Source organism: Maritimibacter dapengensis, assembly GCF_019218265.1.
GTDB lineage: Bacteria > Pseudomonadota > Alphaproteobacteria > Rhodobacterales > Rhodobacteraceae > Maritimibacter > Maritimibacter dapengensis.
In genome coordinates this window covers 1212552-1236032 of record NZ_JAHUZE010000001.1, presented here as the reverse complement: position 1 = coordinate 1236032, position 23481 = coordinate 1212552, and the positions used below count along the sequence as shown (strand labels likewise).

Here is a 23481-nt window from a genome sequence, read left to right as displayed (position 1 = left end):
AACATCCCCAAATCGCTCCCTCAATCCTTTGAGGAAGCTTCTGAACAGAAATATCAGGGGGGTCACTTTTGGACGCCGATTACCCCAATACAGGGGTCAATCTTGCATGCCGGTTCACAGCCATCGGTCAGGGTAAGTGGGTCAACTGGATGCAGAACCAGATGGAGAGGGTTCCAGCCCAGGCTGGCACTCTGGGACGTTATGCCATCGTGGCACGGGACACAGCGCTTTTCAAAGGCATGAGCCGGGCCACCATGTATGGCGACTTCCTGGCCAAGGCGGTGATGTACGATCACATCGTCAAGGAGGAGAAGAAGACCCATGAGCGGGCAATGGAGGAGATCACGGAAGAATTCGTGAACTACAACCTCCTGCCCGGCCGGACGCGGAGCTATGCCGAGAGCATGGGCCTGACGTGGTTCTGGGCCTACAAGCTGCGTTCCATCAAGATCGCCCATCGCCGGATCCGGGATAACCCGTTCCGGGCTTTGATGACGACTTTGGGATCGCCGTTCCTGCCGGAATTGCCGGGGATCTCGATCGGGTCTCCGATCACCGACAACTTCTTCTCGACATGGGCGGATGGACGTCTGGGATACTCGGTGGGGCCAGGCATGGCGTTCAACGCACCGGGCCTGAACCCCTGGGTGAACCTGGCTTACTGAAGGGCCTGACGAAGCCTTTCTGCAAATTTCCAACCGTCCGGGGTGAGCGAGATGACGCGAAGCCTCCGGTCGGTTGGGTGCGGTTCGACAGTGAGCATATTCGGCCCGCTGTTGACAAGACCTTGAATCAAAAATAAAATTCTTTGACAGGCGTGACACAACGGCGCGTTTCTAACAGTCGTTTGTCGCCTTAATGGGCCTTGCCAAAGTGCAACCCAAGTCTACGATTAAAAACGGCGCCCTCCCCGTTCGATCAAACACACGATCGACTATCTCCGTGCGTCTGTTCTCCTGAGGAGTGTCTAATGCCATTCAAACGAAAAGGTTCGCCCTTCTATCAATACGACCTCCAAATCGGAGGTGTTCGATATCGCGGATCTTGCGGCACCGAAGACTACGAAGAGGCGAAAGCGGTAGAAGCTCAGATTCGGATGGATGTGAAGTCCGGCCAAGTCAACACCGACCGCTTCACGCTCGGACAGGCCTTCGGCACCTACCAGCATGACGTCATTTCCGGAAAGTCTTCTGAACGCACACACCTGAGCCAGGCTCGAGCCGTCATCGGCATCCTTGGCTCGGACACGCCCATAGACAAGATTACCCAGGCTGACATCGTGCAGCTCGTCACGTCGTCGAGGCGCCGTGTAACACCCGCCACGATCAATCGGTGGCTGGAGCACCTGAAACGGGCGATCGAGCATATGGGCGCCACCCATGCGGCCGCCCTTCCCAAGATCGACTGGAAGAGGCTCAAGCAGAAGGAACCAAAGGAGAGGATCCGGGAGCTTTCCTTCGACGAACAAGGTCGATTGTTCCACCATCTTCGGGAGGATCTTCACCCGATGGCGTGGTTCGCCCTGATGACCGGAGCCCGGCGAGAAACTGTCTGCACGCTCCGCTGGAACGATATTCATTTCGACCGCAACCGGATGCACCTACCGGTCAAAATGGACAAGACCCTCATCTTTCCGATGAACCAGGAGATCCGAGAGCTTCTCACGAATATGCCTCGGGCAAACACCCCTGGAACCAGAGGCTACGTCTTCACATACCTAGGCACCGATGGCAGCCGTTACCCGATCAATCCGACGGGCGGGTACATCTGGGTTCAATGGCGAAAAGCGCTCTCTGACGCCGAGATCGAGGATTTCAGATTCCACGATCTGCGCCATACGTTCGCCACAAGGTTGTTAAGACAGACTGGAAACCTCAAGCAGGTGAGCCGTCTTCTTGGCCATGAGAGTATCGAAACCACCATGCGATATGCTCATGTTCTCGAGACCGACCTCGAGGATACTATGAACAGCTTCTCGGCGGCCTCTCCCACAGTTTCTCCCACACTTTCTAATAACGTATTGAAATTTAAGGACTAGACGTCAACTTCCCAAGCTGACGACGAGGGTTCGATTCCCTTCACCCGCTCCATCTCCCAGTCAAATAGATCATCATGGTTCGCGGACTTTCTCGCAGTCTCCGAAGGCACTTTCGTTTCCCATTAGCGGCCATGGACGGCCGGTTTGACAGACGCAGAGCTATGGATCGATTTTACAGCCCCTCCCATCAAACGCTCGGGGAAATTTGGCCATTTGCGCCGTGCTCGATGATGAAGGGAAACCTTACAAAAAATTGCCTAAATAAGTAGCTGACATACCGTCGCTCACGGGGATCAGTGGGTTCAACCACCCACGCCTGCCACTGGAGGAAATAATTACGAGTATGTTTCGTTTGGCATGAGCTCAGTGTCCCGAAACCACGGACAGGCCATTCGAGGCCAACGTGGAAAATAAGTCGCTCAACGATCCATCTTTTTTCGGTGAACGGTAGTGCAAAGCTTGTTACGATCCTTGGCAGAGGATTAGGAGTTTGTCATGAATTTTAGGATGAGAAAGTCTGTCGCAACTCCGCTTGCGCTCTTGGCACTTTCGTTTTTCCAAGTAGGCGACGTGCAGGCGCAAACGTCTGCAAGTGAGTTGATCGCCAAGGCTACTGGCCAATCGGAGGAAATCGGTCTGGTCCTCGAGACACTCCAGAACGGTGATAAGTCCACGCAATACGCCTTGGTCAAACTGTTGTTGGAAGAACAAGATCCCGCGCTAAGGCGCGCTGGCCGCGAGTTCGCGCTTTTTTCGACCGACCCGGTGCTGAGGAACCTGGCTATTGTCTCCGTCTTCAATACGAACAGCGCATTGCGCCTCGAAGTCTACGATGCAGAAGATCCCAGTGTTTATGGTTGGGTCGAACAGGTGGGTGGTGCCTCGAATGGCGAACGTGCAGCAGTCGTGTTGGAGACCCTCGAATTCGACGGATCATGTTGGGGAGGCCGAACTTGTCGGTGGCAGGTGCGAGGAGACCATGTTCAATTCACCGACAAGTTCAATAGTAGGTACGCGCAGGCCGATCTTACACTGGGTTCTGATGGCGTGCTGCGCGGTGCGATCGTTATGAATACGGGGCGGGCGCAACTGGCAATTGATCTGAAGGAATAAGGTGGGGACTGAATAGGGTTGGATCAGACTCGAAAGTAAAGAATCAAACGCAATTTTGGTCACCAAAGCGCACACGACAGCACCATTTGCGCGGGAACCTAACGCAGTATTATTTCACTTAATGATACCGGACGGCCGGAGTCCCATACGGTGTTTATCTTCAATTTGACCCGTCGAGCAAACGTACCGCCGGTATTGATTGTCAGTTCGCCGGTCGGCGGCATGTCCGGGGCTGAGATATCTCGCCAGAAAGGTGCATCGGGGGTACCCACATCTACTGTCACGCTGATATTCTGTGGTGCCGTGCTGTCTGCATCATCCAGGCCCACGCTCTTGAGTTCGATGATATCCAGCGGCACAGGGTCGCCGTTCGACAGGGTGAATTCGAGCACAATGGGCTCTCCGCTCCAATGCCATCGGGTTTCCCCCTCGAGCCCGCGCAAACCATCATCCGTCTCCACAACCCGTCCTGTAAGCCGATACCCCAAGCTGTCTTCCGAAGGCGAAATCAGGTTTGAACCTGGATGCGCCGGGCCTCGTCCGTTCAGTATGCCATCCAGCAAACTGTGAATATGGTCAAGGCGCAGAAACCGTGCCGTCGTGTTCGTCTCGGCGCTGAGAGCAATACCGAGTGGCACATTGCCTTTCTCGTACAATGTGCCGCTCACACCACTTTCGATCTGGCCCTCGGCCAGCCCACCTTCCAATGCGATATGGAAATGCGTGTTGTCCGCATCGAACACCGTTGCAGCGACACGATCCAGAAACACGCCCCCGAAGTTGATCCGGACGAGAGATCCCGGAGTCGGTTCGGCAAGCACTGCGCCCAGAGGAAGAGATAGAGACCTCCAAGTCAGGCCGCACTCCACAGACAGGTCGCCCTCGACGTAGGCAAGCGCGAGATCCTCATCTGCGTCGCGCCAGAAAACTTGGCCGAGTCCGTTCTTCTGCGGCAAGGCGGACACCAGCGAAACCTCGTCTTTTACAGCCACGTGGCTGGGGATTAGGGCAAAGCAATTGCCGCTGTGGGAGACCAAGACCGCATGACCCCGTTCGCGGTCGACGGCGACCACATCTGCCGAATAGGCCGCGTGGGCCGTGAGGCCGAGGACAAGAAAAGTTGCCCTGACTGGGTCTATGTGCTTTCTTTTTTTTATATTTAGCTGCCTTGTCTCGGAACCGCTTCAGATGCTGACACTCATACGTGGTTCGTTGGTTTTCATCTCAACGATGACACCTGTTCTCGTCATGGGGCAAGACTTACAAACGGTTTCCCCGAACTATTTCGAAGACGTCGATCGCGGCGAAGCGTTGATATCCGCACCGCATTGGCTGCGCGGGGCCTTCTTCGAAGCCGAGCCTTCGGGAAAGTCCCCAAGGCTTTTGGCATTCTTGCCTCAGCCAAACAGTTACGGGGTTCTCTGCGTCGAGGCTACGACTATTAACGGTCGATATGAGGCAACCGCCGAGTACGACGTCGAGTCCAGCAAAGGCGGTTCGGTAGTGGAACTGGCATATAACACTGGCTTCCCCGAGGTCTGGGCAAACTCGTCAGCACAGAATAGTGGCGTCGTCATTTCGACTGGCGCGTGTGATGAGATGGCCTCTGAAACGGAAACCGTGATATTGCCATCCGTGCTCAATGGCGTCGAAAACATCAAGCGTACTGCCGCCGGAGAGACCGTTTTGATCCTCAACCTCCATGCGCGCGGCGCACAGGAAGTGACTGGTAACCTCGCCTATCGGGACGCATCGGTCGAAGTGGAATGCAGGAGGCTGGACCCCGATACCGCGATCGAGTTCAATTTCACCTGCAAGGCGATGCTTCCGCCTGATGCCAGCGGTCGCGCTGAATTCAACTTCAAGAAAATAAGTCGTGGACGCGAAGTCGACGGTCCAACAGCGTTTATCGATATTCCTGAATTTCCATGAGCACAAACCGCCAACAATTGCTCAGCATCGCTCGCCGTCTTGCGGTTGGACCCAATCTACAACGCTCGGTCAGCATATTGCTTACGGTGATGTTCGCACTCGTCGTGGTTTACTACCTGCTTGTTCGTGAACAGTCCTTCACGGTCTACGCACAAACCAATTACGCCGCGTTCGAAGTGACGACGAAGCGACCGCAGCTCTGGATGATCGGCGACGCCACGCTTTGCCAGCGTAGGGTGAAACGTAAGGCCGAAGCGGACCGTGACGGGCTGTGCGACGGACGGCTTTTCGATGTGCAACCCGCCGAATTGGCCGAGATCACCTGGACCGAGGGAACGAACTTCACTTTGTTCGGCGACACCGGCAACCTTGCGGCATTGGCATTCCAAGGCGGCGAAGAGAGTGGCGCGTTTTTCAATGGCGAACCAATTCGTGGAGAAAGTATTCTGTACTTCGCCACTGACTCTCTGGCCAAGGTGGAAACTCTTGTGCTGTCCGCCAAAGTGACGATTGGTGCCAATGCGGAAACTGGTGAAACGGGGCTTTTGCATGATGGCCGGTACGAAATCCGCGAGGTCTTGGCGTTGACATCAGGCGCATCTGTCGTTGCGACCGGAACATTTCTTCCGGGAGATCAGATCCGCGTGATTGACAAAGATGGGTCGCGCCTCTCCATGCGATTGCTGATCATGCCGAGCGACACATCACGCGCAGCATTCGGGATCGTTGCGACGTCTTCGCCTGAGGTCAGCAGCATCGCAATCGACAGAGTGGGGGCTGCGAGAACCCACATCACATCGAAATGGACCGATCGCTTGTCAAACGACTCTCTGCCTCTCGCGCTCTCCATTTTTTTGGGGCTGTTCGGTGCCTCTCTTGGTATTGCGAAAAGCTTGACCGGGGTGCGCGAAAAGTAGCGAAACGTCGAACTGGGTGTGGCGTGGCTGCTCCTGCACAATGGTCAGCGACAACAGGACCCTGGCCAATTGGGCGTTTCGCGAACGCCTGAGTGTCAGCCTCTTCGCTTGTACACTTTGCGCAGAACCTCGCGAAACAAGTGCGAGTTCAGTCCCAAGTCGCACTATTAACTACAAAAGTGCCTCTCCACGAAACCGTGCTACACTCGACATGAGCGCCCTCCCATCAAGGTGGGTGTTATTTGGCGTGATTCCGCAAATTGGACAAAAATATTGAGGACAAGCATGATTTTCAAAACACATCTGAAAGCTGGACGGTCGTTCAGAAGCCTTCTGCGCGCGTTCGCCTTCACGAAAAATACACTTCAAACTAAACGTTCACAGCGTTGCCCGACTGCCATGTGCCTCATCTTGGCGGCGTGTTCGATCGCGATTGCCAATCCGGCAAAGTCCGAGTCAGCTTTCGATCGAGGATACGCCCTACTGCTGAAAGGGACACCTGACGACGTCGCACGTGCCACGCACGAATTGGTCGCAGCGTCGAATGAAGGCGACCTAAGAGCAACATTCATCATCGGCACATTGTTACAGTACGGCGTCGCATACGAGCGCAATGAAGCGGCTGCTTTAAAATACTACCTCCACGCCGCCGACCGGGGTCTACCTGCGGCAGCATTGGCCGCGTCCGACCTTTTTTACTTTCCAAAACAAAACAAGAGCCTGACAGACAACGAGCGCGCTTTTCACTATGCGAAGCAAGCGGCAGCGGCCGGATCGTCTGATGCCATGACGCATCTTGCCAACCTCTACTGGCGAGGGACTGGGGTCGAGGAAAGCCAATCGGAGGCCGTGAGGCTCTTGCATACGGCGATGGAGCTCGGGCACGCTGACGCAGGTACTTGGTTGGGTCGACTGTATCGCGAAGGCACTATAAGCACGGACGGCTTCGACCAGATTGTGCGTAAGATAACGCCTTTGGCTGAGTCAGGAGATCCCGCCGCACAAGTTTCCCTGGCGCGTATCGTCCACTCTGGATGGAATGGCGAGCCAAACCGAGAGGTCGGTGAGAACCTGTTTCGGCGAGCGGCGGATGCCGGGAACTCACAAGGACAGTTCACGATGTGTCGCTTCGCCCGTCGCGACGGTCAAGCGTCTGCCGCCTACAAGTGGTGCAGCCTCGCCGCGCAACAGGACCACGTCGGGGCTATGAACCTCCTGTCCTTCGCGCATCTTAAAGGCGATGCAGCTCCCCGCGACACCTCCGCCGCTTTGCACTTGGCTTGGAGCGCCGCAATTATGGGTTCCCGTGAAGGTCAGAGACTGGTCAAACGCGTCTACGACGAAATCGCGAAACAAAAGGTGCTCGCAGCCGAGGCGGCTCGAAGAGAAAAGAACCGAGAAGCCATTCTTAGGTTCATCGGTTGGGCACTGACGCCCCCCCCTCCCGAGAAAGATCCATATCTCTCGAGACAATGGGATCAATTCCAACAGGATCAACAGCGACTGCAAAGGCAGGTCAATGAGCTGTCCGCAATCGCGTGGTCCGGCCTGTAAGATTTTCCCGAAGGGACGCTACGGCAAGAGCTTCCAGAAGGACGGACGCGTTTCGGAAAAGACCTCTGATCTGCACGCGCGCTGCAGGACGAAAGAGCTTCGCCCGCGACCTGTGGTTGGACTCTGCATTGCCACTCGGGCCGCGCTCATTTCATCGGTGGAGACAGCCCTTCGGCCTCCAACGTTACTTGAAGTTTGGCGTCGCGCTCAAGCGCTCTCTGCACGCTCGGACGCGCCTCCATCCGTTCGGCATGGGCCGCCCAATTGGGGTAATCCGTTCCGGGAAAGCCAACGCCGGTCACGCGGAACCAGACCCAGTAGACATAGGCGTCCTGTATCGACCATTGATCGCCATACCACCACGGCCCCTCTCCGATGGCCACATCGATCGCAGCCGCATGGGGGGCCAACGCGTCCATCGCCTTTGCGCGCACCGAGGCTTGTGCCTCTTCGCCGTCGGCCATGAATATCGGCATCCGCATTCGCGTCACGATGGGATGCAGGGTTGACGCGACATAGGCGAGGTTCGCAGTGATTTTCGCCTCTTCAAAGGCATTTGCCGCCTCCGGCAACAGACCGGGGAAGTGCCCTGCGAGGTAACGCGCGATCGCCACGTTCTCGGACAACGGGCCCTCGGGCGTAATGAGCAACGGCACCTTGCCCGCAGGGTTCATGGCCAGATATTCGGCCGTGCGATGCGCCCCGCGCATGAAGCGAACAAGCTCGATCTCGAACTCTGCTTCCGCCTCTTCCAGGGCCATCATCGGAACGCGGCTGCACGCACCCGGTGCGGCGTACAAAGTGTAGGTCAATTCCCTGCCTCCTGTTCAGATCGGTTGCGCCATCAGCCCCATGGTCTGCCCGTTCAGGGCCCCCACGTCTACTGGCGGCACCTTGCCCATTTGCGCGTCGCCTATCAGGATCGAGGTCTTGGCCACATGGACGACACGCGGCATCCGGCGCGCACGATAGGCACTGAACGCCGCGTCCGGTGTATCGTGCTTGCCCAACTCGTCCGCCAGAACCAGCGCGTCCTCAATCGCCATTCCAGCGCCCTGCGCCAGATGCGGGGTCGCGGCATGGACCGCATCGCCGATCAACACCACGCGTCCCTTGTGCCAGTCGTCGTCCAGCAAGATCACCTCCAGGGGCCGCGCGACGACCTCGGCATCATCCGTGATCTGGTCGAGATACGCCGCGATCTGGGGCGGAGCCATGGTGCGCCGCGCCCGTTCCTGCATTGCCGCCGCCGAACCTTTGACCGGCAGCTTGAACCCCTCCGGTTCTTCGCTCAAGAGAAACATGTACATCAGATCCTCGTTCAACGGCGTCAGCCCCGCGTTGCACGGACCAGCGAAGATGTGGATGCCCTCGACCTCGGGCGGTCGCGGCAGGTTGTAGCGCCACACCCATTGCCCCGTGTAGCGGGGGGTGGGCGCATCCGGCAGGATCATCCGCCGCGTCGTCGAAAACACACCGTCCGCACCAACGACGATGTCATATCGGCCTGAGGAACCGTCCGAGTAGGTCACGTCGACCCCGGTCCCGTCGTCATCCATATCGGTCACGGTCAGCCCCAGGCGCACGTCACAGCCAACCTCGGCCACTTTGTCACCCAGCACTTTCTGCAGGTCCCGGCGCAAGATGCCCGCGTTCGACGGATACTCGGCGCCCGCCAGTCGCGGCGCGTCGAACTCGGCCTCTTTGTGGCCCTGCGGTCCGACGAAAAGCGTAGTGCGGTCGAACCCGTATGCCCGCGACAGATAATCATCGAGCACCTGAAGCTCGTGCATTGCGCGGATCGAATTCATCTGCTGGATGATCCCCACACCGTAAACCGACCATTCCGGGTCCCGTTCGATGATGTCGACCGCGATGCCCTTTTGCCTGAGCGCGATCCCCGCGCAAAGACCACCGATACCGCCGCCTATGACGAGCGCGTTCCTGACGTCCATGTCCAATGTCCTCCCTGTTTGGCGCCAAGGCTAGAGAGGCATCACGCATTTCGGAAATTGAAAGGTCGGATGCGGCCCATCCACAGGATGAATATCAATCCACCGCGGGGAGGGCCGCCGCAGCTTCAAGCACCAGATCCCGAAGCCAGATCAGACCGGGGTCTGTGTCACGCAGCACATGCCACTGGATGATCTGGCGCAAGGGCGGCGCGTCGAACGGGAACGGATGAACGACCAACTCGTCAGCGTCGGGGATCATCGCCGCCAACCGCCCGTGCACCGTCGCGATCCGGTTGGTGCCGCTGATCAGACTTGTGAGAGAGGTGAACGCGAAGGTCGTCACCTCGATCCGCCGGTCGACCCCATGTTCGGCAAGGGACACGCCTTCGACCGTCTGTGCCTTTTGCGGCGGCACCATCACCACGTGACCGGCCTTCTCATAGCGCTCACGGTCCAGCGTGCCCTTGCCATATGCACCGTGTTTCCATGCGACCACCTTGTATTGGTCCTCATAGACCAGCGCCGAGGGATGCTCGGACGAGGTGAATTGTTCCGGCGCCACTAAGAGGTCGACCTCCCCCCTTTCGATCAGCGTATAGGGGGCCGCGGTCTGTGCCCGCAGGTTGAATTTCACCGTGGCGTCATGCGCTTCGGCGCGGCGTAACACTTCGGGCATCAGCACGTTAAGCGCGTAGTCGGACAAAAGCAGGTTGAACGTCCGGTCCGAGCGATCAGGGTGGAACTGGGGCCCCCGATCAATGGCCGCTTCGACCCGCACCAAGACGTCGCGGATCGCAGGACGCAAGGCTTCGGCCCGTGGGGTCAGCTCCATGCGCCGCCCGACCTGAACCAGAAGCGGGTCGTCAAAATAGGTGCGCAACCGCGTCAGCGCATTCGACATGGCCGACTGCGACATGAACATGTGCTCCGCAGCCTGCGTGACCGAGCGGTGCTCCAGCATGTGATCCAGAGCCACCAGCAAATTGAGATCGAGTTTCTTGAACCGCATTCAGATCCTTCGGCGCTTGGCATTTCCCTGATCCATTAAATACATCGAAATTATCCATTTTTGAAATGAGTCGATTTCCCCTAACCTGCTTCGACGGTTTGGGGAGGACAGATCTTGGAAGAAACACTGAACGCACCCCAAGGGGCCGACCGCTGGGTGCGCGATATCACGGGGGCCATTGCAGTGGTCGCCATCGCCGGCGTTCTCCTCGGAGCCGGCGTCATCGTCATGGATGTCTTGGGAAAATGGGTCTTCAACAAGAACGTTTTCGCACTGAATGAAATCATGTCACTCGTGTTCGCCATGGCCGTCGCCGCGACCTTCCCGGCAGGTGCCGCGAACCGTGTGAACCTGCGGATCGACCTCCTCGCCCCCATAACCGGACTGCGCATGACGGCCTGGCTCACAGTGCTCGGGTCAGTCGTGCTTTTGTGTTTCTACCTGATGCTCGCATGGAGCATCTGGGGCCTCGGGCTGCGTTACAGCGATCAGGGCCGCGCCACCGCATTGCTCGAAGTGCCATTGGCCCCCGCCTACTTCGTGATCTCTGTCGCCATGTGGGCCTCTTCAGCGGTGCAGGTGTTCAATCTCGTCGAAGATACGCGCAAGGCCTTGGCAACACCCAGGGGCCGAGGCACCGGCGGCGTTGTCATCGCCCTAATCATTCTGTTCGCCGCGCTGTGTCTGGGCATCTTTTACTGGACCATGACCGACATGGGCAGCCTCACGAATTTCATGTTCACCAGCCCCGGACTGGCCGTGCTTATCGCCTTCGCGCTCTTGTGGCTTGGCGTGTTTCTGCAAATACCTCTCGCCTCTGTCACCGCGATGATCGGCGTGGTCGGTGCGCTGACGGTGCTCGGGCCGAATGCAGCGATGAACACCTTCGGCGGCGATTCCGCCGACTTCCTGCGCAACGATCAGGTCGCCACCCTGCCCCTCTTTCTCATCATGGGTGCGTTTTCGGTCGCGGCGGGCGTGTCACATGACCTGTTCCGGTTGGGCCACGCGCTTCTGGGGCCGTTCCGAGGCGGGCTGGCCTATGCCACGATCGCCGCTTGCGCGGGCTTCGGCGCGGTCTCCGGCAACTCCGTCGTGACGTCGGCCACCTTCGGGCGCATGGCGCTCCCCGAGATGCAGAAGCTGGGCTATGCGCCCACGCTCGCCACCGCCACCGTTGCCGCTGGCGGCACTTTGGGCGCGCTCGTGCCTCCCTCCGGCGTCATCATCCTCTTCGCGCTTCTCACCGAGGAAAGCATCGGCGCGCTCTTCGTGGCCGCCATGCTCCCCGCCGCCCTGGCCATCTTGCTCTACATCGGTGCGGTCTTCGCAACGGTGTCCCTGTCGAAAGAGACCGTGCCGGCCGCCGCCCCCGTGCCCCTGTCGGAAATCCGCTCGGCGTTCATTGCCGCGGGCCCCGTTGTCGGCATGTTCGCCGTGGTGATCGGCGGTCTCTATTCCGGCCTCTTCACCGTCACCGAAAGTGCCGCAGTCGGCGCCGTGTGCGCGTTCCTTCTCGCCATATTCCGAGGCCGCCTGAACCGCGCCACACTCCTGCGCGTGTTCTCGGAAACCACCACGACCGTCGCCATGATCTATGCGCTGATCTTCGGCGGACTCATGTTCGCCTTCTTCGTGAACCTCAGCGGCGCGCCCGACCTTGTGGCAAACTGGGTCTCGGGCATCGACGCGAAACCCGTGCTGATCCTCGCGCTTCTCGTCGTGATCTATCTGCTGCTCGGCTCGGTCATGGACAGCTTCGGCGTCATGATCATTACCCTCCCGGTCGTGACCCCGATCATCCTGCATATGGGCTATGACATGCTTTTCTGGGGCGTTCTGATGCTGGTGGTGGTCGAGATCGGCATGATCACTCCACCCTTCGGCATGAACCTGTTCATCATCAAGAACATCGACCCGAAGATCAGCCTGACGACGGTGATGAAAGGCGTCTTTCCCTTCATCATCGCGGACCTCGTGAAGATCATCCTGATCATCGCCTTCCCCGCCCTGTCGCTCTGGCTGCCCTCGACGATGAATTAGACCGCGCGCATTGACCGCTGCCCCACGTTCCACGCACAAAAAAAACGCCGGTCAGGATCACCCCGACCGGCGTTTTCGCCTCTAGTCCAGCGGGATCTTACGACCCGTCACCAAGCTCGGCCCGTGCCGCAGACACGGCGTCCTGCCACTTGGCCACCAGATCGGCGCCACCCGGCACCCGCTCGTCAAATCCTTGGACGATCATCGGGAAGACGTTCTCCTGCAAAGCCGCCAGCTCGTTCGGATCCACTTCGTTGAAGGTATGGCCCTCTTGCGACATGACGAACCCCTTGGAGTCCGCCTCCCACTGATCCACGATCGCGCCCACCTCACGGGTCTTGTCGCAACCGCCGTTGGCATCGAGCGCCGCTTTGGCGTCGTCCGAGAGCGCCTCGTATCTGGACTTCAGCATGAAGACCATGCCCGTCGCGCCACCCAATGGCACATCCAGATGGTCGGTCGTGACCTCATGCAGCTTGAAACCCGGGAATGCGGTGTAGTTCATGAACGTCCCGTCCGCATTGCCGCGCTGAAGCGCCTGATACTGCTCTGGCAGGATCACGGAGAGCGGCGAGCCGCCATTGGCCGACACGATCGCAGCCGCCACCGGCGAACCTGTCGCCACCTTCTTTCCCGCCAGATCCCTGACCGAGGTGATCGGCGCGTCTTTCATGTGGATGTTGGTCTGCGGGAACGGAACGAAGAACACCGGATGATAATCCGCGAACTCCTCGCCGAAAGCACCCTCTTCATAGAGCGAGCAGAACGCCATCGCAGTGGCTTCGGCCTTGCCCTCGATGAACGGCGTCGTCGAGACGAGCGAGCGCGGGAACCGGCCCGGATCGAACACGAGCATACCCCACGCCAACTGGACAACGTCGTCCATCACGCGGTCAACATAGTTGTTCGGGCTGACGATCGTCGGACCGTGACGCACCTCGATCTGAAGCGCATCGCCGCCCGCTTCGTTCACCGCGGCGGCCCACGGCTCCATGATGCGCTGGTTGATCGGGTGCATCGGCACGTTGCCGGTGCCAAAGACCAGCGTTTCGGCAATTGATGCCAGCGGCGTCAATGCAGTCGCGGCCGCAAGCGCGCCCGCCAGAAGTTTCTGTTTCATTGGTTCCTCCCTGAAATCTCGAACCCTACGCGCCTGCGGGGTCGCGCCAGTCTAGGCACTGGCCCAAGGGTTTGAAAATTTGATTGATTAAATAGCATCCATTGGTGTGCTCAATGGATGCTCGCCCCGCATTCTCTTTGCTCAATAGCGGGCCAGATCCTCGCTCAGATGCACCGCGCCCCCGAAGACCGCCTTGATCCGGGCGGAATAGTCCGGTGCCGATTCCGGCGTCACCATCCCCGGCGAAAAGTGGATCGCGACCAGTTCGCCCGCGCCCGACCGCGCTGCCATCTCGCCCAATTGCTCGGGTCTGAGATGATGCTCGGCAAGGTGCGACCCGATCATCTGAATCCGGTCCACCGGCATGTCGGGGTTCGCCGCGCGAACCTTCTCCATGGTCTGCTCAACGTCCATCAGTTCACCCACAAAAAGGTCCACGCCCTGTCCCAACGCCTCGACCGCACGACAGGAACCTGTATCGCCCGTAACCAGGATCGAGCGATCGGGGGTGTCAAACCGAAGCGATAGAGACAAATACCCTCCCTGCCCGTGCTGATCCTCGCCACGGTAATGGGTGTTCTCGCAGCAGGTCATCCTGACCTCTCCGATCATCACCTCGTCGCCAGGAGCGATCTCTTGCACCACCGTGAAATCCCGCGCATGCGGCAGCTTCTGACCCGGCACGCCAAACCCGATCTCGTTCGGAACGTCACAGGCGTCGATCAACGACGCGACGATTTTCTGCGTACCGGCCGGACCATAGATGCGCAAAGGATCGCGGCGCTGGGTCATCATGCTCAGCCCCAGAAGCGCGAACAGGCTGCCGATGTGATCGAAGTGGTGATGGGTCAGGATCACCGCCTCAAGCTCGCGAAACCCGACACCGGCACGTGTCAGTTGCCCCAGCGCCCCTTCGCCACAATCGATCAGGATGTTCTGGCTGCCCGAGGTCAGAAGATGCGCGGGCTGAGACCGACCGGGCTGAAGGATCGGCCCGCCGGCCGTGCCCAATGTGGTGAATGTCGTGGCCTGCTCCATTGCGCGCCTCCCTGTAAATCGCCGTTCGCGGGACCGTAGCAAGCGCGGATGCATTCGGGAAATTGCAATGTAAAATCGCACCCATTGATTTTTGGAATGGGGCGATTGGCAGCGAACCACCCGCCCGCCAGGTCGCGGCACGGATGTATCTACATGCGCGAAACCCAGTGTTGCGGCGTGGTCAAGTGCAGCTCACCCACCTCACCAAGGGTGTTCGATCGCGCTTCGAATCCGTTCGGCTAAGAAACGACCGACCCGCTAAAGGCCAACCAACACAGCGTTTAAGCACGGAGCCGTCGCAGATGGCTGGCTTGAAACCGCACTCCCAACCGAAACGCCGGGCGAACTCACCGATGGCCCTGCACGAACGCGACGAGCGCCTGTGTCGACGGGTCTTTGTCCGCACCGTCCTCGTCGCCCGCAAGCACCGGCGCAAGCGCAAGCGCGAGTTCCTTGCCCAACTCCACGCCCCATTGGTCGAAAGAATTGATGCCGAGGATCACGCCTTCCACGAAAACCCTGTGTTCGTAGAGCGCAATGATCCGGCCCAGCATGTCAGGCGTCAGCATCGGATAGACGAGCGTCGTCGAAGGTCGGTTGCCCGGAAAGACGCGATGTGCGGACTGCCGTTCCAGCTCGTCGCCTTCGAAACGCTTGGCCTTCATCAACTCGCGCGCCTCGTCAAGCGTCCGGCCCTTCATCAGGGCTTCGGACTGGGCAAGGCAGTTCGCCACCAGAAGCGCGTGCTGATGCGCGAGATCCTCCTCGTGCCCCTTCGCCGCGACCATGAATTCGCAGGGCACCACTTCGGTCCCTTGATGGATGAGCTGATAGAACGCGTGCTGACCGTTGGTCCCCGGTTCGCCCCAGACGACCGGACCCGAGGGAACCGTCAGGGCGCTCCCGTCCATCGCCACGGACTTGCCGTTGCTCTCCATCTCAAGCTGCTGGAGATAGGCGGGCAGTCGTGACAGTCGCTGGTCGTATGGCAACACGGCGCGGGTGGGATAGCCACAGACCTGCCTGTGCCAGATCCCCACGAGCGCCAGCATGAGCGGAAGGTTCTCCGCCCCCTCGGCCTCGCGGAAATGCCTGTCCATCGCATGACCGCCGGCAAGGAACTCGCGGAACCGTTTCGGCCCGACCGCGATCATCAACCCCAGCCCCACCGGGCCCCAAAGCGAATAACGCCCCCCGACCCAATCCTCGAAGCCGAAGACACGGCTCGGGTCGATGCCCCAGGCGGTCGTCTTGTCGACCGCCGAGGACAGCGCCGCGAGATGCCGCCCGACGCTGTCATTGCCAAGCGCATTGCGCAGCCAGTTGCGGGCCGTCTCGGCGTTGGTCATCGTCTCGATCGTGGTAAAGGTCTTGGACGCGACGATCACCAGTGTCGTCTGCGGATCCAGCCCCTTCAACGTGTCATGGATATGCGCACCATCCACGTTCGAGACGTAGTGTACACGCGGACCGTCATGGTACGGAGCCAGCGCGAGCGTCGCCATGGCCGGCCCGAGGTCCGAACCGCCGATACCGATATTGACCACATCCGTGAAGCGCCCGCCGGTGACCGAGCGCACCTTTCCGCCGCGCACGCCGTCCGCGAACTCCTCCATGCGGTCAAGTGTCTCGTGGACGCCGGGCAGGACGTTCTCCCCGTCCACCGTGACCGGTTTCGGCCCCGGATCCCTGAGCGCGGTATGCAGCACGGCGCGCCCTTCGGTGTCGTTGATTTTTTCGCCCGCGAACATCGCATCGCGTCGCCCGGTCACATCGGCCTCTTTGGCCATGGCCAGCAGAAGCTCGCGCGCGCCCTCGTCGATCAATGTCTTTGAATAATCGAAAACCGCGCCGTCGAGGCGAACCGAAAATTGATCCGCACGATCTTGGTCTTCAAAAAGGTCCGCGATGGTCAGATCGCCCTGCCCCTCACGGTGAGCCTTCAGCTCGTCCCACGTCATATTGCCCCCAGTCCCGGTGTCTTCGAAGCGAAATGCCTTCAAAGGTGATCGTTACATCACTCCGCCCAGTGGACCACCATATCCTTGAGGACAGAGGCCACAGGTGCCTGCTCGTGATCCCGTGTCTTTGCGGCTTTTTCAAGCGCTGCGCGTTTTTTGGCGCCGGTTATTACCAGATGTTTCGACATTGCACCATTCAGGACACGCGCCGAAAGGGTTATTCGCGCTTCCTGCGCACCTGGCGCCCGCATCGGAAGCACTGCTGGCGCGCCCCGGCTCAGCGCCTGCGTCAGCCTGTCGGCACCGGGAAAAAGGCTTGCCGTATGCATGTCTTCGCCCATCCCGAGAAGCAGGACCGACAGCGGCAACACGCCCTCGACCGCATTGATCACGGTGTCGATCGACGCCTCCGGCTCTTCCGTCCCGCCATAGAACGGCACCAGATTGGCCGCCACCGCGTGGTCGACCAGCAGCCGCTCGCGAAGAAGTCGCGTGTTCGAGCGCTCCGAGCCTTCCGGCACCCAGCGTTCATCGGTCAACATCACGTCGATACGCGCCCAATCCAGATGCACCGCGCTCAGCGTGTCGAAAATCGGCCCCGGCGTCGTGCCACCGGGCACGGCAAGCGATACGCGGTCCTCGTGATCCAGCGCCCCGCGCAGCTCCGAGGCAATGCGGTCCGCCAGGTCCATCATCATCAATTCGCGGTCGGGATAGGCCTTGAACTCGTAATTCATGCCCGAAGCTCCCGCCACCGACGCTCATCCTTGTGCAGCAGGATCAGAGCCTCCTCCGGCCCGGTCGAACCCGGCTCATAGGGTTTCGGCTTGTCCTCGCGAGCCTCCCATCCGTTGATGATCGGATCGGTCCAGGCCCAGGCCGCCTCGACCTCGTCGCCCCGCATGAAGAGCGTCTGGTTGCCCCGGATCACGTCCATGATGAGCCGTTCATAGGCGTCCGGCACATCCGCCGCCTCCTCACCCAAGGCCTCCGCAAAGGTCATGTCGAGCGGCACGTCGATCAGGCGCATGCCCCCCGGCCCCGGCTCCTTGATCGTCACGGTCAGGTCCATGCCCTCGTTCGGTTGAAGCCGGATGGTCAGCTCGTTGGCGCTCTGCCCGGTGTCCTCCTCGAAAATCGAATGGGGCGGCTCCTTGAAACGCACGACGATCTCCGAGACGCGTTCCTTCATCCGCTTGCCGGTCCTGAGGTAGAACGGCGTGCCGTTCCAGCGCCAGTTCGCGATATGCACCTTCATCGCGACAAAGCTTTCGGTCAGGCTGTCCTTGTTCTCGACATCGACCAGATAGCTTTCGTCCTTCGACCTGTATTGCCCGCGCACGATGTCATGCGGCTCGACCGGCTCCAGCGCACGGATCACCTTCAGCTTCTCGTCCCGCACCGCGTCCGGGTCGAATTTCGAGGGCGGTTCCATCGCGGTCAGACACAGAAGCTGCATCAGGTGGTTCTGCACCATGTCCCGCATCGCGCCGGATCGGTCATAGTAATCGCCCCGCCCACCGACACCCACGGTCTCGGCAACGGTGATCTGGATATGGTCCACGTATTGCGCGTTCCACAGCGGCTCGAACAGCATGTTGCCGAAACGGACCGCCATCAGGTTCTGGACGGTCTCCTTGCCGAGGTAATGGTCGATCCGGTAGATCTGCGTTTCGTCGAAATGCCGGGCCAGCGTGGCGTTCAGCGCCCGCGCGGTCTCAAGGTTGTGCCCGAACGGCTTTTCCACAACGATTCTCGCATCATCGTCGGCGATCTTGAAGCGATGCAGCCGCTCCGCGATATCGCCGAACAGGCTTGGACCGACCGAAAAGTAATAGGCTTTGACCACCCCGTCGCGCATCATGCCCGCGAGTTGCTCCCAGCCGTCCTCGCCCCGGGCATCCACGGCAACGTAGGACAATCTCTCGATGAACTGGTCCAGAAGCTCACTGTCGCATTTTCGCTTCGAGACGAACTCCGTCACCGCGTCGCGCACGAAAGCGCGGTAGCTGGCTTCGTCCATCTCTGACCGGGCCGCCCCGATGATCCGCGCTTCCGGCGGCATCTGACCGTCCCAGAACCGTCGATAGAGACCCGGAAGGATCTTGCGACGGGCGAGATCGCCGGTGCCTCCGAAAATCACGAGGTCGAAAGGATCGACGGGAATTACGCGACTGACCATGATGTCTCCGTTCCGGGCGCTGGCCCTGTTTCGTGGCGTCGTTCCGAGGTGCGGTGTTAGCGCAAACAGCCTCCACCCCGCTCTTACCCTTCCGATCGCCGCGAGTCTAGCACGGCCATTCGACTTCACAACCGCGTCACAGGGGACCGCCCGCCTTTTGTCTCGCGCGGCAATGGGCTAGCCATAACACGAAAGGCAGGACGATGGATCAACGTGTTATCAGAGCGAACGAAGGGAAATTCCGCGACCCCGACGTCACGGCAGACGGCGCGCCGCGCGCCCGCGTATCGCTGACCAATCCCGAAACGCTGTGGTTCAACACCGGAACGCTGTGCAACATCGAATGTGAGGGCTGCTATATCGAAAGCTCTCCCACGAACGACCGGCTCGCCTACATGACATCGGCGGAGGTCTCAAACTACCTCGCGCAGATCACCGAACGCGGCTGGCCCGTGCGCGAAATCGGCTTCACCGGCGGCGAACCGTTCATGAACCCGGAATTCCTGGGGATGCTGCGCGATGCGCTTTCGGCCGGGTATGAGGTTCTGGTGCTCACGAACGCCATGAAACCCATGCTCCGCCCGATGCAGCGCGAAGCGCTGGCGCAACTCGTGAAGGGGTTCGGCGACAAACTTACCTTGCGGGTATCCCTCGACCACTGGACCGCCGAAGGGCATGACGCAGTCCGTGGAAAGGGCAGTTTTGCCGCGACTCGCGAAGGGCTCGCCTTCCTCAGGCAACATGGCGCGCGCATCACGATTGCCGGCCGCGCCCGCTGGCAGGAAAGCGAAGCCGAAGCGCGCGCGGGATACGCGCATCTGTTCGACGAACTCGGCCTCTCCATCGACCCGGCGAACCCCGCCGAACTCGTGATCTTCCCGGAAATGGACCTGTCCGTCGAAGTGCCCGAAATCACCACCGCCTGCTGGGGCATCCTGGGCAAGAAGCCGGAGCAAATGATGTGCGCCTCGTCGCGCATGGTGGTGAAACGAAAAGGGCAGCGTCCCTCGGTCGTGTCCTGCACCCTCCTGCCCTACGAAGCGGAATTCGACCTCGGCCCCCGGCTTGCCGATGCCGAAGGCTCAGTCGCCCTGAATCACCCCCATTGCGCCAAGTTCTGCGTGCTGGGCGGGGCTTCCTGTTCCGGCTGATCGGCGCCCCTCAGAGACCGTCGCAACTGGTGCGGGTTTTCAATCCATCGAGAGCAGCGGCCGAGCCGGTCAAATCGAAGGTCGACATGACCTGCCCGCCAAGCGTGACGTCAACCGTCGTTCCCGCACGCAGGGCGCTCGTGATGTCGCGCATCTGGCTCACGGGCCAGGGCTCGCCACCCAGCATGAAATCCTGGTAGCATCCGTGTGGTCCGCAGGTCGCGGGCATCTGCAAGCCCGGCTCCGCGCCATCCACCCTGAAGAAGATCACCGCGCCGTCATCCACGAACATGAGCTCTTCGGGCCGTGTGTCGGGGGTAAGCGAAATGCCGATAAGCCCCCCGTTGCCGCAACCGATATCGAGCCGATGACCCTGCTCGTTCTCGACATAGGCACTTCCGTTGTCGTCGCTTGCCTCCGGGCTCCGCAAGACCCACTCGGCCTGTGCGGTGCCCACCCAGAACATCGTCACAGCAAGGAAAGCAAAAGTCTTTTTCATCAATGTCCCGCGAAGGGTCGCCCCTCACGCCTCCAGTTCGGCATCCCAGTAGAGGAAGTCCATCCAACTGTCGTGCAGGTAGTTCGGCGGGAATTTCCGCCCCATGTTGCGCAGTTCCTCGGCGCCCGGCTGGCGCGGCGGCTTGCGCAGCGACAGACCCGACTGATGCAGGTGTTTCGACCCTTTGCGCAGGTTGCACCGCGAACAGGCCGCGACGACGTTTTCCCAACTCGTCACGCCGCCACGGGCGCGCGGCACCACATGGTCGAACGTCAGATCGCCCTTCGCACCGCAATACTGGCAGCAGAATTCGTCCCGCAGAAAAAGATTGAAGCGCGTGAAGGCCACGCGCTTCTGGGGTTTCACATAATCCTTCAGAACCACCACGCTGGGGATCCTGATTTCCATACTCGGACTTCTGACGACCTCGTCATATTCCGCAATGATGTTCACCCTGTCGAGGAATGCCGCCTTGACCGCCTCCTGCCAGGGCCAGAGGGATAAGGGATAATAGGACAACGGCCTGAAATCCGCGTTCAGCACCAGCGCGGGATGCGCCCTGGGGTTGCCGTGTTCCCTTACGAAATGTGTCCTGAAATCGCCGTCCATCGCCTGTGACTCCGCCCTCGCCCTGTGCCTCGAGTATTTGCTCGGTGTCAGGGCGGGGACATCCCGCCCCGTCTGGTTATATCATGGACTATATATGGGTCAGAGAACCTGACAAGCCCCATGATCTGGACGCAGCCTGCCGCATTCCCATGTCAGTCGTGTGACAGGTGAAAGCACCTGCAGAAATTTCGACATCTGCCGGGTTTTTAGGCGCATTAACAACGCGCTGCGCTCATCCCTCGTCAGGCGTGATGCCAAGCCGGTCGGCCATGAAAGACAGCGCCACCGACAACCCGTCGGGCGCGATTCCGTGGCCCGTGCCCTTCTGGATATGACCGTAAACGGTGAATCCCGCCTGTTGCAGCACCGCACCCGCTTCGTCGAAATGCGCCACTGGCACCATTTCGTCCTGATCGCCGTGGACGAGCAGGATCGGCGGCTTCACCTTGACGTGTTCCGCGTAGCTCTCCGGCTCCAGGATCCGCCCCGAGAACGCGACGATACCGGCGATCTCGGTGTCGCGCCGGGGAATCACACGAAGGCTCATCATCGTGCCCTGACTGAACCCGAAAACGATCAACTTGTCGGGCGTGATCCCCTCATCCGTCAGCACACGGTCGAGAAACGCGTCGATATCCGCATGTGCCATATCCGCGCCCTCTCTCGCGGCCTCCTCGCTCGACCCGTCGAGCCACGGGATCGGGAACCACTGAAACCCGAACGGATTGCCCGCGCATTTCTCAGGCGCATCGGGCGCGACGAATGTCGTGTCCGGCATATGCGGCGCGAGCGGATCGGCAAGACCCAGAAGATCGGCACCGTCTGCGCCGTATCCATGCAAAAACACCACGACCGATTTCGTTTCGCCCGAGGCTGCCCCTTTGCGTTTGAACTCCAAGTCGCGCGTCATGGTCCGATCCCTTCCCGTTGCTTCACCACCCGGTAGTAGGCCCATAGAAGCCGAGCCGCAACGCCCCGCCAGGGCGACCAATATTCGGCCATCCGCCTGAACGCCGCCTCGCGCGGGCGGTCGTCGAGGTCGAACAGAACCCGCGCCGCCTCTTGCAGCGCCAGGTCACCGGGGGCGAAGACATCCGCGCGCCCAAGCGAAAACATCGCATAGATTTCCGCCGTCCAACGCCCGATCCCCGGCACTGCAACCAGCGTCTCCACCACTTCGCCATCCGGTAAGTCCCGGAGCCCGTCGTAGTCGAGCCGGGCCCCAGCCAGAGCCTGCGCATAGCGTATCTTCTGCCGCGACAGCCCCACCGCCCGCAATCCGTCGTCGCCCGCCGCCATCACGGCCTCGGGCGCGGACAGACCCGCCGCCTCGATCCGTCCCCAAATCGCGGACGCTGATGCGGTCGAGACCTGTTGCGATACGATGGCCGAGAAGAGCTGCGCAAAGCCATCGGGCCGGCGACGAAGGGGAACCTCGTCCACCGCCTCGACCGCAACGGCGAAACGCGGCTCCCGGTCGCAAAGCCATGCCACACCTTCCGCGATGCACCCCGGCCCCTCGATGATCCGCCCGACCGTCACAGCACAGCGACCCAGTCCAGCGCCGCCTCGACCGTCTCGACCTTGGCGCCGGGCGGTTGCGCAGAGCGTGCAACCATCACGACGGGCAATCCCAGCTCGCGCGCCGCCGTCAGCTTCGCGCGTCCCCCCGCGCCGCCGGAATTCTTCGCCACGATCATGTCGACGCCCTCTTTCTGAAACAACGCGACCTCGTCTGCGACGGCAAACGGTGGACGAGCCACCTGCCACTCCCCATTGTCGTGCGGATAGGCTTCGCGCGTCGGGTCGATCCGTCGGCAGATCACACGCCCGACCGGAAGCCGCCCGATCCGCTCGACAGCACCTGGTCCCGTGGCAAGAAGCACCGTCGACGCTCCTGTGACCGCCGCACGGACTTCGTCGAATGACCCGATCATGCGCCAGTCATCGCCCGTGCCCGCCCGCCACGCCGGACGCAGGACCTGCACGTATGGCACACCCAGACGCGCCGCGATCTTCTGCGTCCTCACGGATATCGCGGCGGCGAACGGATGCGTCGCGTCGATCACCGCTGCGACCCCCGCGTCGTCCATGAACGCCGCCTGCGCCGCTTCGCCGCCAAAGCCACCGCGCCGCACCTTCCCCGCGATCTCGCCATGCGTGGCCGTTGCCGCGGCAAGCGATACCATCAGATCCACCCCCGGCAGCGCGTCGAGCCGCTTCGCCAAAAGGCGCGCCTCATAGGTTCCAGCCATCAAGAGGATCTTCACCATCGCCCCCGGCGTCTTGAAATCATCGCCGGGACTATGGGCGAGGCGACGCGGGAATGACAGGGCGAAGCGCGGACTTCTCATCCCCCG

Annotated in this window: 22 protein-coding genes; 8 read left to right on the top strand and 14 right to left on the bottom strand. The window is 60.5% G+C overall.

Annotated elements, in window-relative coordinates; all coding sequences use genetic code 11:
* Window positions 1–68 precede the first annotated feature (68 nt).
* From KJP28_RS06240 to KJP28_RS06230, 3 genes are all read left to right on the top strand, one after another.
* Window positions 69–665 (top strand): hypothetical protein, encoded by a 597-nt coding sequence (locus KJP28_RS06240; protein WP_218391648.1) that lies wholly within the window; start codon window positions 69–71, stop codon window positions 663–665.
* Window positions 666–970: 305 nt separating this feature from the next.
* Window positions 971–2038, top strand: coding sequence for a tyrosine-type recombinase/integrase (locus KJP28_RS06235; protein ID WP_218391647.1), 1068 nt, complete (start codon window positions 971–973; stop codon window positions 2036–2038).
* 495 nt (window positions 2039–2533) lie between these two features.
* Window positions 2534–3151 (top strand): hypothetical protein, encoded by a 618-nt coding sequence (locus tag KJP28_RS06230; RefSeq protein WP_218391646.1) that lies wholly within the window; start codon window positions 2534–2536, stop codon window positions 3149–3151.
* 98 nt (window positions 3152–3249) lie between these two features.
* On the opposite strand, the gene KJP28_RS06225 is transcribed toward KJP28_RS06230, so the two are convergent.
* Window positions 3250–4224: a hypothetical protein gene (locus KJP28_RS06225; protein WP_218391645.1), complete on the bottom strand. Its 975-nt coding sequence runs from the start codon at window positions 4222–4224 to the stop codon at window positions 3250–3252.
* 115 nt (window positions 4225–4339) lie between these two features.
* Here KJP28_RS06225 and KJP28_RS06220 point away from each other — a divergent pair, with 115 nt between their 5' ends.
* The 3 genes from KJP28_RS06220 to KJP28_RS06210 all read left to right on the top strand — a co-directional run bounded on the left by KJP28_RS06220 (window position 4340) and on the right by KJP28_RS06210 (window position 7554).
* Window positions 4340–5083, top strand: a complete 744-nt coding sequence (locus tag KJP28_RS06220; RefSeq protein WP_218391644.1) for a hypothetical protein — start codon at window positions 4340–4342, stop codon at window positions 5081–5083.
* Window positions 5080–6000, top strand: a complete 921-nt coding sequence (locus tag KJP28_RS06215) for a hypothetical protein (RefSeq protein ID WP_218391643.1) — start codon at window positions 5080–5082, stop codon at window positions 5998–6000. Before KJP28_RS06220 ends, KJP28_RS06215 begins: the two co-directional genes overlap by 4 nt.
* A 285-nt stretch (window positions 6001–6285) precedes the next feature.
* Window positions 6286–7554, top strand: a complete 1269-nt coding sequence (locus tag KJP28_RS06210) for a tetratricopeptide repeat protein (protein WP_218391642.1) — start codon at window positions 6286–6288, stop codon at window positions 7552–7554.
* Between the two features lie 146 nt (window positions 7555–7700).
* Here the strand turns inward: KJP28_RS06210 and KJP28_RS06205 are convergent, their stop codons facing one another.
* The 3 genes from KJP28_RS06205 to KJP28_RS06195 form a co-directional block, all read right to left on the bottom strand.
* On the bottom strand, window positions 7701–8366 hold the full coding sequence (locus KJP28_RS06205; RefSeq protein ID WP_218391641.1) for a glutathione S-transferase family protein: 666 nt from the start codon (window positions 8364–8366) through the stop codon (window positions 7701–7703).
* Between the two features lie 15 nt (window positions 8367–8381).
* On the bottom strand, window positions 8382–9509 hold the full coding sequence (locus KJP28_RS06200; RefSeq protein WP_218391640.1) for an FAD-dependent oxidoreductase: 1128 nt from the start codon (window positions 9507–9509) through the stop codon (window positions 8382–8384).
* 94 nt (window positions 9510–9603) lie between these two features.
* The gene (locus KJP28_RS06195; protein WP_218391639.1) at window positions 9604–10518 is read right to left on the bottom strand and encodes a LysR family transcriptional regulator; all 915 of its coding nucleotides are present in this window, start codon (window positions 10516–10518) and stop codon (window positions 9604–9606) included.
* A 114-nt stretch (window positions 10519–10632) separates the two neighbouring features.
* Here KJP28_RS06195 and KJP28_RS06190 point away from each other — a divergent pair, with 114 nt between their 5' ends.
* Entirely contained in the window at window positions 10633–12561 is a 1929-nt protein-coding gene (locus KJP28_RS06190) for a TRAP transporter large permease (RefSeq protein ID WP_218391638.1), read from the top strand.
* A 97-nt stretch (window positions 12562–12658) separates the two neighbouring features.
* Here the strand turns inward: KJP28_RS06190 and KJP28_RS06185 are convergent, their stop codons facing one another.
* From KJP28_RS06185 to zwf, 5 genes are all read right to left on the bottom strand, one after another.
* On the bottom strand, window positions 12659–13681 hold the full coding sequence (locus KJP28_RS06185) for a TRAP transporter substrate-binding protein (RefSeq protein ID WP_218391637.1): 1023 nt from the start codon (window positions 13679–13681) through the stop codon (window positions 12659–12661).
* Between the two features lie 141 nt (window positions 13682–13822).
* Window positions 13823–14719: an MBL fold metallo-hydrolase gene (locus tag KJP28_RS06180; RefSeq protein ID WP_255552191.1), complete on the bottom strand. Its 897-nt coding sequence runs from the start codon at window positions 14717–14719 to the stop codon at window positions 13823–13825.
* 347 nt (window positions 14720–15066) lie between these two features.
* A complete protein-coding gene (gene pgi / locus KJP28_RS06175) occupies window positions 15067–16680 on the bottom strand; it encodes a glucose-6-phosphate isomerase (protein ID WP_218391636.1) in 1614 nt (537 codons plus the stop codon).
* A 56-nt stretch (window positions 16681–16736) separates the two neighbouring features.
* Window positions 16737–17417, bottom strand: a complete 681-nt coding sequence (gene pgl, locus KJP28_RS06170; RefSeq protein WP_218391635.1) for a 6-phosphogluconolactonase — start codon at window positions 17415–17417, stop codon at window positions 16737–16739.
* On the bottom strand, window positions 17414–18862 hold the full coding sequence (zwf, locus tag KJP28_RS06165; RefSeq protein ID WP_218391634.1) for a glucose-6-phosphate dehydrogenase: 1449 nt from the start codon (window positions 18860–18862) through the stop codon (window positions 17414–17416). The genes pgl and zwf overlap by 4 nt, the downstream gene beginning before the upstream one ends.
* A 203-nt stretch (window positions 18863–19065) precedes the next feature.
* Here zwf and KJP28_RS06160 point away from each other — a divergent pair, with 203 nt between their 5' ends.
* On the top strand, window positions 19066–20013 hold the full coding sequence (locus KJP28_RS06160) for a radical SAM protein (protein ID WP_218391633.1): 948 nt from the start codon (window positions 19066–19068) through the stop codon (window positions 20011–20013).
* 10 nt (window positions 20014–20023) lie between these two features.
* On the opposite strand, the gene KJP28_RS06155 is transcribed toward KJP28_RS06160, so the two are convergent.
* From KJP28_RS06155 to KJP28_RS06135, 5 genes are all read right to left on the bottom strand, one after another.
* Window positions 20024–20512 (bottom strand): invasion associated locus B family protein, encoded by a 489-nt coding sequence (locus KJP28_RS06155; RefSeq protein ID WP_218391632.1) that lies wholly within the window; start codon window positions 20510–20512, stop codon window positions 20024–20026.
* Between the two features lie 24 nt (window positions 20513–20536).
* On the bottom strand, window positions 20537–21121 hold the full coding sequence (locus KJP28_RS06150) for an HNH endonuclease (protein ID WP_218391631.1): 585 nt from the start codon (window positions 21119–21121) through the stop codon (window positions 20537–20539).
* Window positions 21122–21353: 232 nt separating this feature from the next.
* The gene (locus tag KJP28_RS06145; protein ID WP_218391630.1) at window positions 21354–22031 is read right to left on the bottom strand and encodes an alpha/beta hydrolase; all 678 of its coding nucleotides are present in this window, start codon (window positions 22029–22031) and stop codon (window positions 21354–21356) included.
* Window positions 22028–22663 carry a DNA-3-methyladenine glycosylase family protein gene (locus tag KJP28_RS06140; protein WP_218391629.1) on the bottom strand — a complete coding sequence of 212 codons (636 nt, stop codon included), beginning with the start codon at window positions 22661–22663 and terminating at the stop codon, window positions 22028–22030. Before KJP28_RS06140 ends, KJP28_RS06145 begins: the two co-directional genes overlap by 4 nt.
* Window positions 22660–23475, bottom strand: coding sequence for a precorrin-6A/cobalt-precorrin-6A reductase (locus tag KJP28_RS06135; RefSeq protein WP_218391628.1), 816 nt, complete (start codon window positions 23473–23475; stop codon window positions 22660–22662). The genes KJP28_RS06140 and KJP28_RS06135 overlap by 4 nt, the downstream gene beginning before the upstream one ends.
* Between the last annotated feature and the right edge of the window lie 6 nt (window positions 23476–23481).

Excerpts from the sequence above, each read along its gene's own strand:
- pgl (WP_218391635.1), bottom strand. The coding sequence starts at position 17,417 with ATGAATTACGAGTTCAAGGCCTATCCCGACCGCGAATTGATGATGATG.
- KJP28_RS06145 (WP_218391630.1), bottom strand. The coding sequence starts at position 22,031 with ATGACGCGCGACTTGGAGTTCAAACGCAAAGGGGCAGCCTCGGGCGAA.
- KJP28_RS06160 (WP_218391633.1), top strand. The coding sequence starts at position 19,066 with ATGGATCAACGTGTTATCAGAGCGAACGAAGGGAAATTCCGCGACCCC.
- zwf (WP_218391634.1), bottom strand. The coding sequence starts at position 18,862 with ATGGTCAGTCGCGTAATTCCCGTCGATCCTTTCGACCTCGTGATTTTC.
- KJP28_RS06150 (WP_218391631.1), bottom strand. The coding sequence starts at position 21,121 with ATGGACGGCGATTTCAGGACACATTTCGTAAGGGAACACGGCAACCCC.
- KJP28_RS06215 (WP_218391643.1), top strand. The coding sequence starts at position 5,080 with ATGAGCACAAACCGCCAACAATTGCTCAGCATCGCTCGCCGTCTTGCG.
- pgi (WP_218391636.1), bottom strand. The coding sequence starts at position 16,680 with ATGACGTGGGACGAGCTGAAGGCTCACCGTGAGGGGCAGGGCGATCTG.
- KJP28_RS06195 (WP_218391639.1), bottom strand. The coding sequence starts at position 10,518 with ATGCGGTTCAAGAAACTCGATCTCAATTTGCTGGTGGCTCTGGATCAC.
- KJP28_RS06135 (WP_218391628.1), bottom strand. The coding sequence starts at position 23,475 with ATGAGAAGTCCGCGCTTCGCCCTGTCATTCCCGCGTCGCCTCGCCCAT.
- KJP28_RS06235 (WP_218391647.1), top strand. The coding sequence starts at position 971 with ATGCCATTCAAACGAAAAGGTTCGCCCTTCTATCAATACGACCTCCAA.
- KJP28_RS06180 (WP_255552191.1), bottom strand. The coding sequence starts at position 14,719 with ATGGAGCAGGCCACGACATTCACCACATTGGGCACGGCCGGCGGGCCG.
- KJP28_RS06230 (WP_218391646.1), top strand. The coding sequence starts at position 2,534 with ATGAATTTTAGGATGAGAAAGTCTGTCGCAACTCCGCTTGCGCTCTTG.
- KJP28_RS06155 (WP_218391632.1), bottom strand. The coding sequence starts at position 20,512 with ATGAAAAAGACTTTTGCTTTCCTTGCTGTGACGATGTTCTGGGTGGGC.
- KJP28_RS06185 (WP_218391637.1), bottom strand. The coding sequence starts at position 13,681 with ATGAAACAGAAACTTCTGGCGGGCGCGCTTGCGGCCGCGACTGCATTG.
- KJP28_RS06210 (WP_218391642.1), top strand. The coding sequence starts at position 6,286 with ATGATTTTCAAAACACATCTGAAAGCTGGACGGTCGTTCAGAAGCCTT.
- KJP28_RS06220 (WP_218391644.1), top strand. The coding sequence starts at position 4,340 with ATGCTGACACTCATACGTGGTTCGTTGGTTTTCATCTCAACGATGACA.
- KJP28_RS06200 (WP_218391640.1), bottom strand. The coding sequence starts at position 9,509 with ATGGACGTCAGGAACGCGCTCGTCATAGGCGGCGGTATCGGTGGTCTT.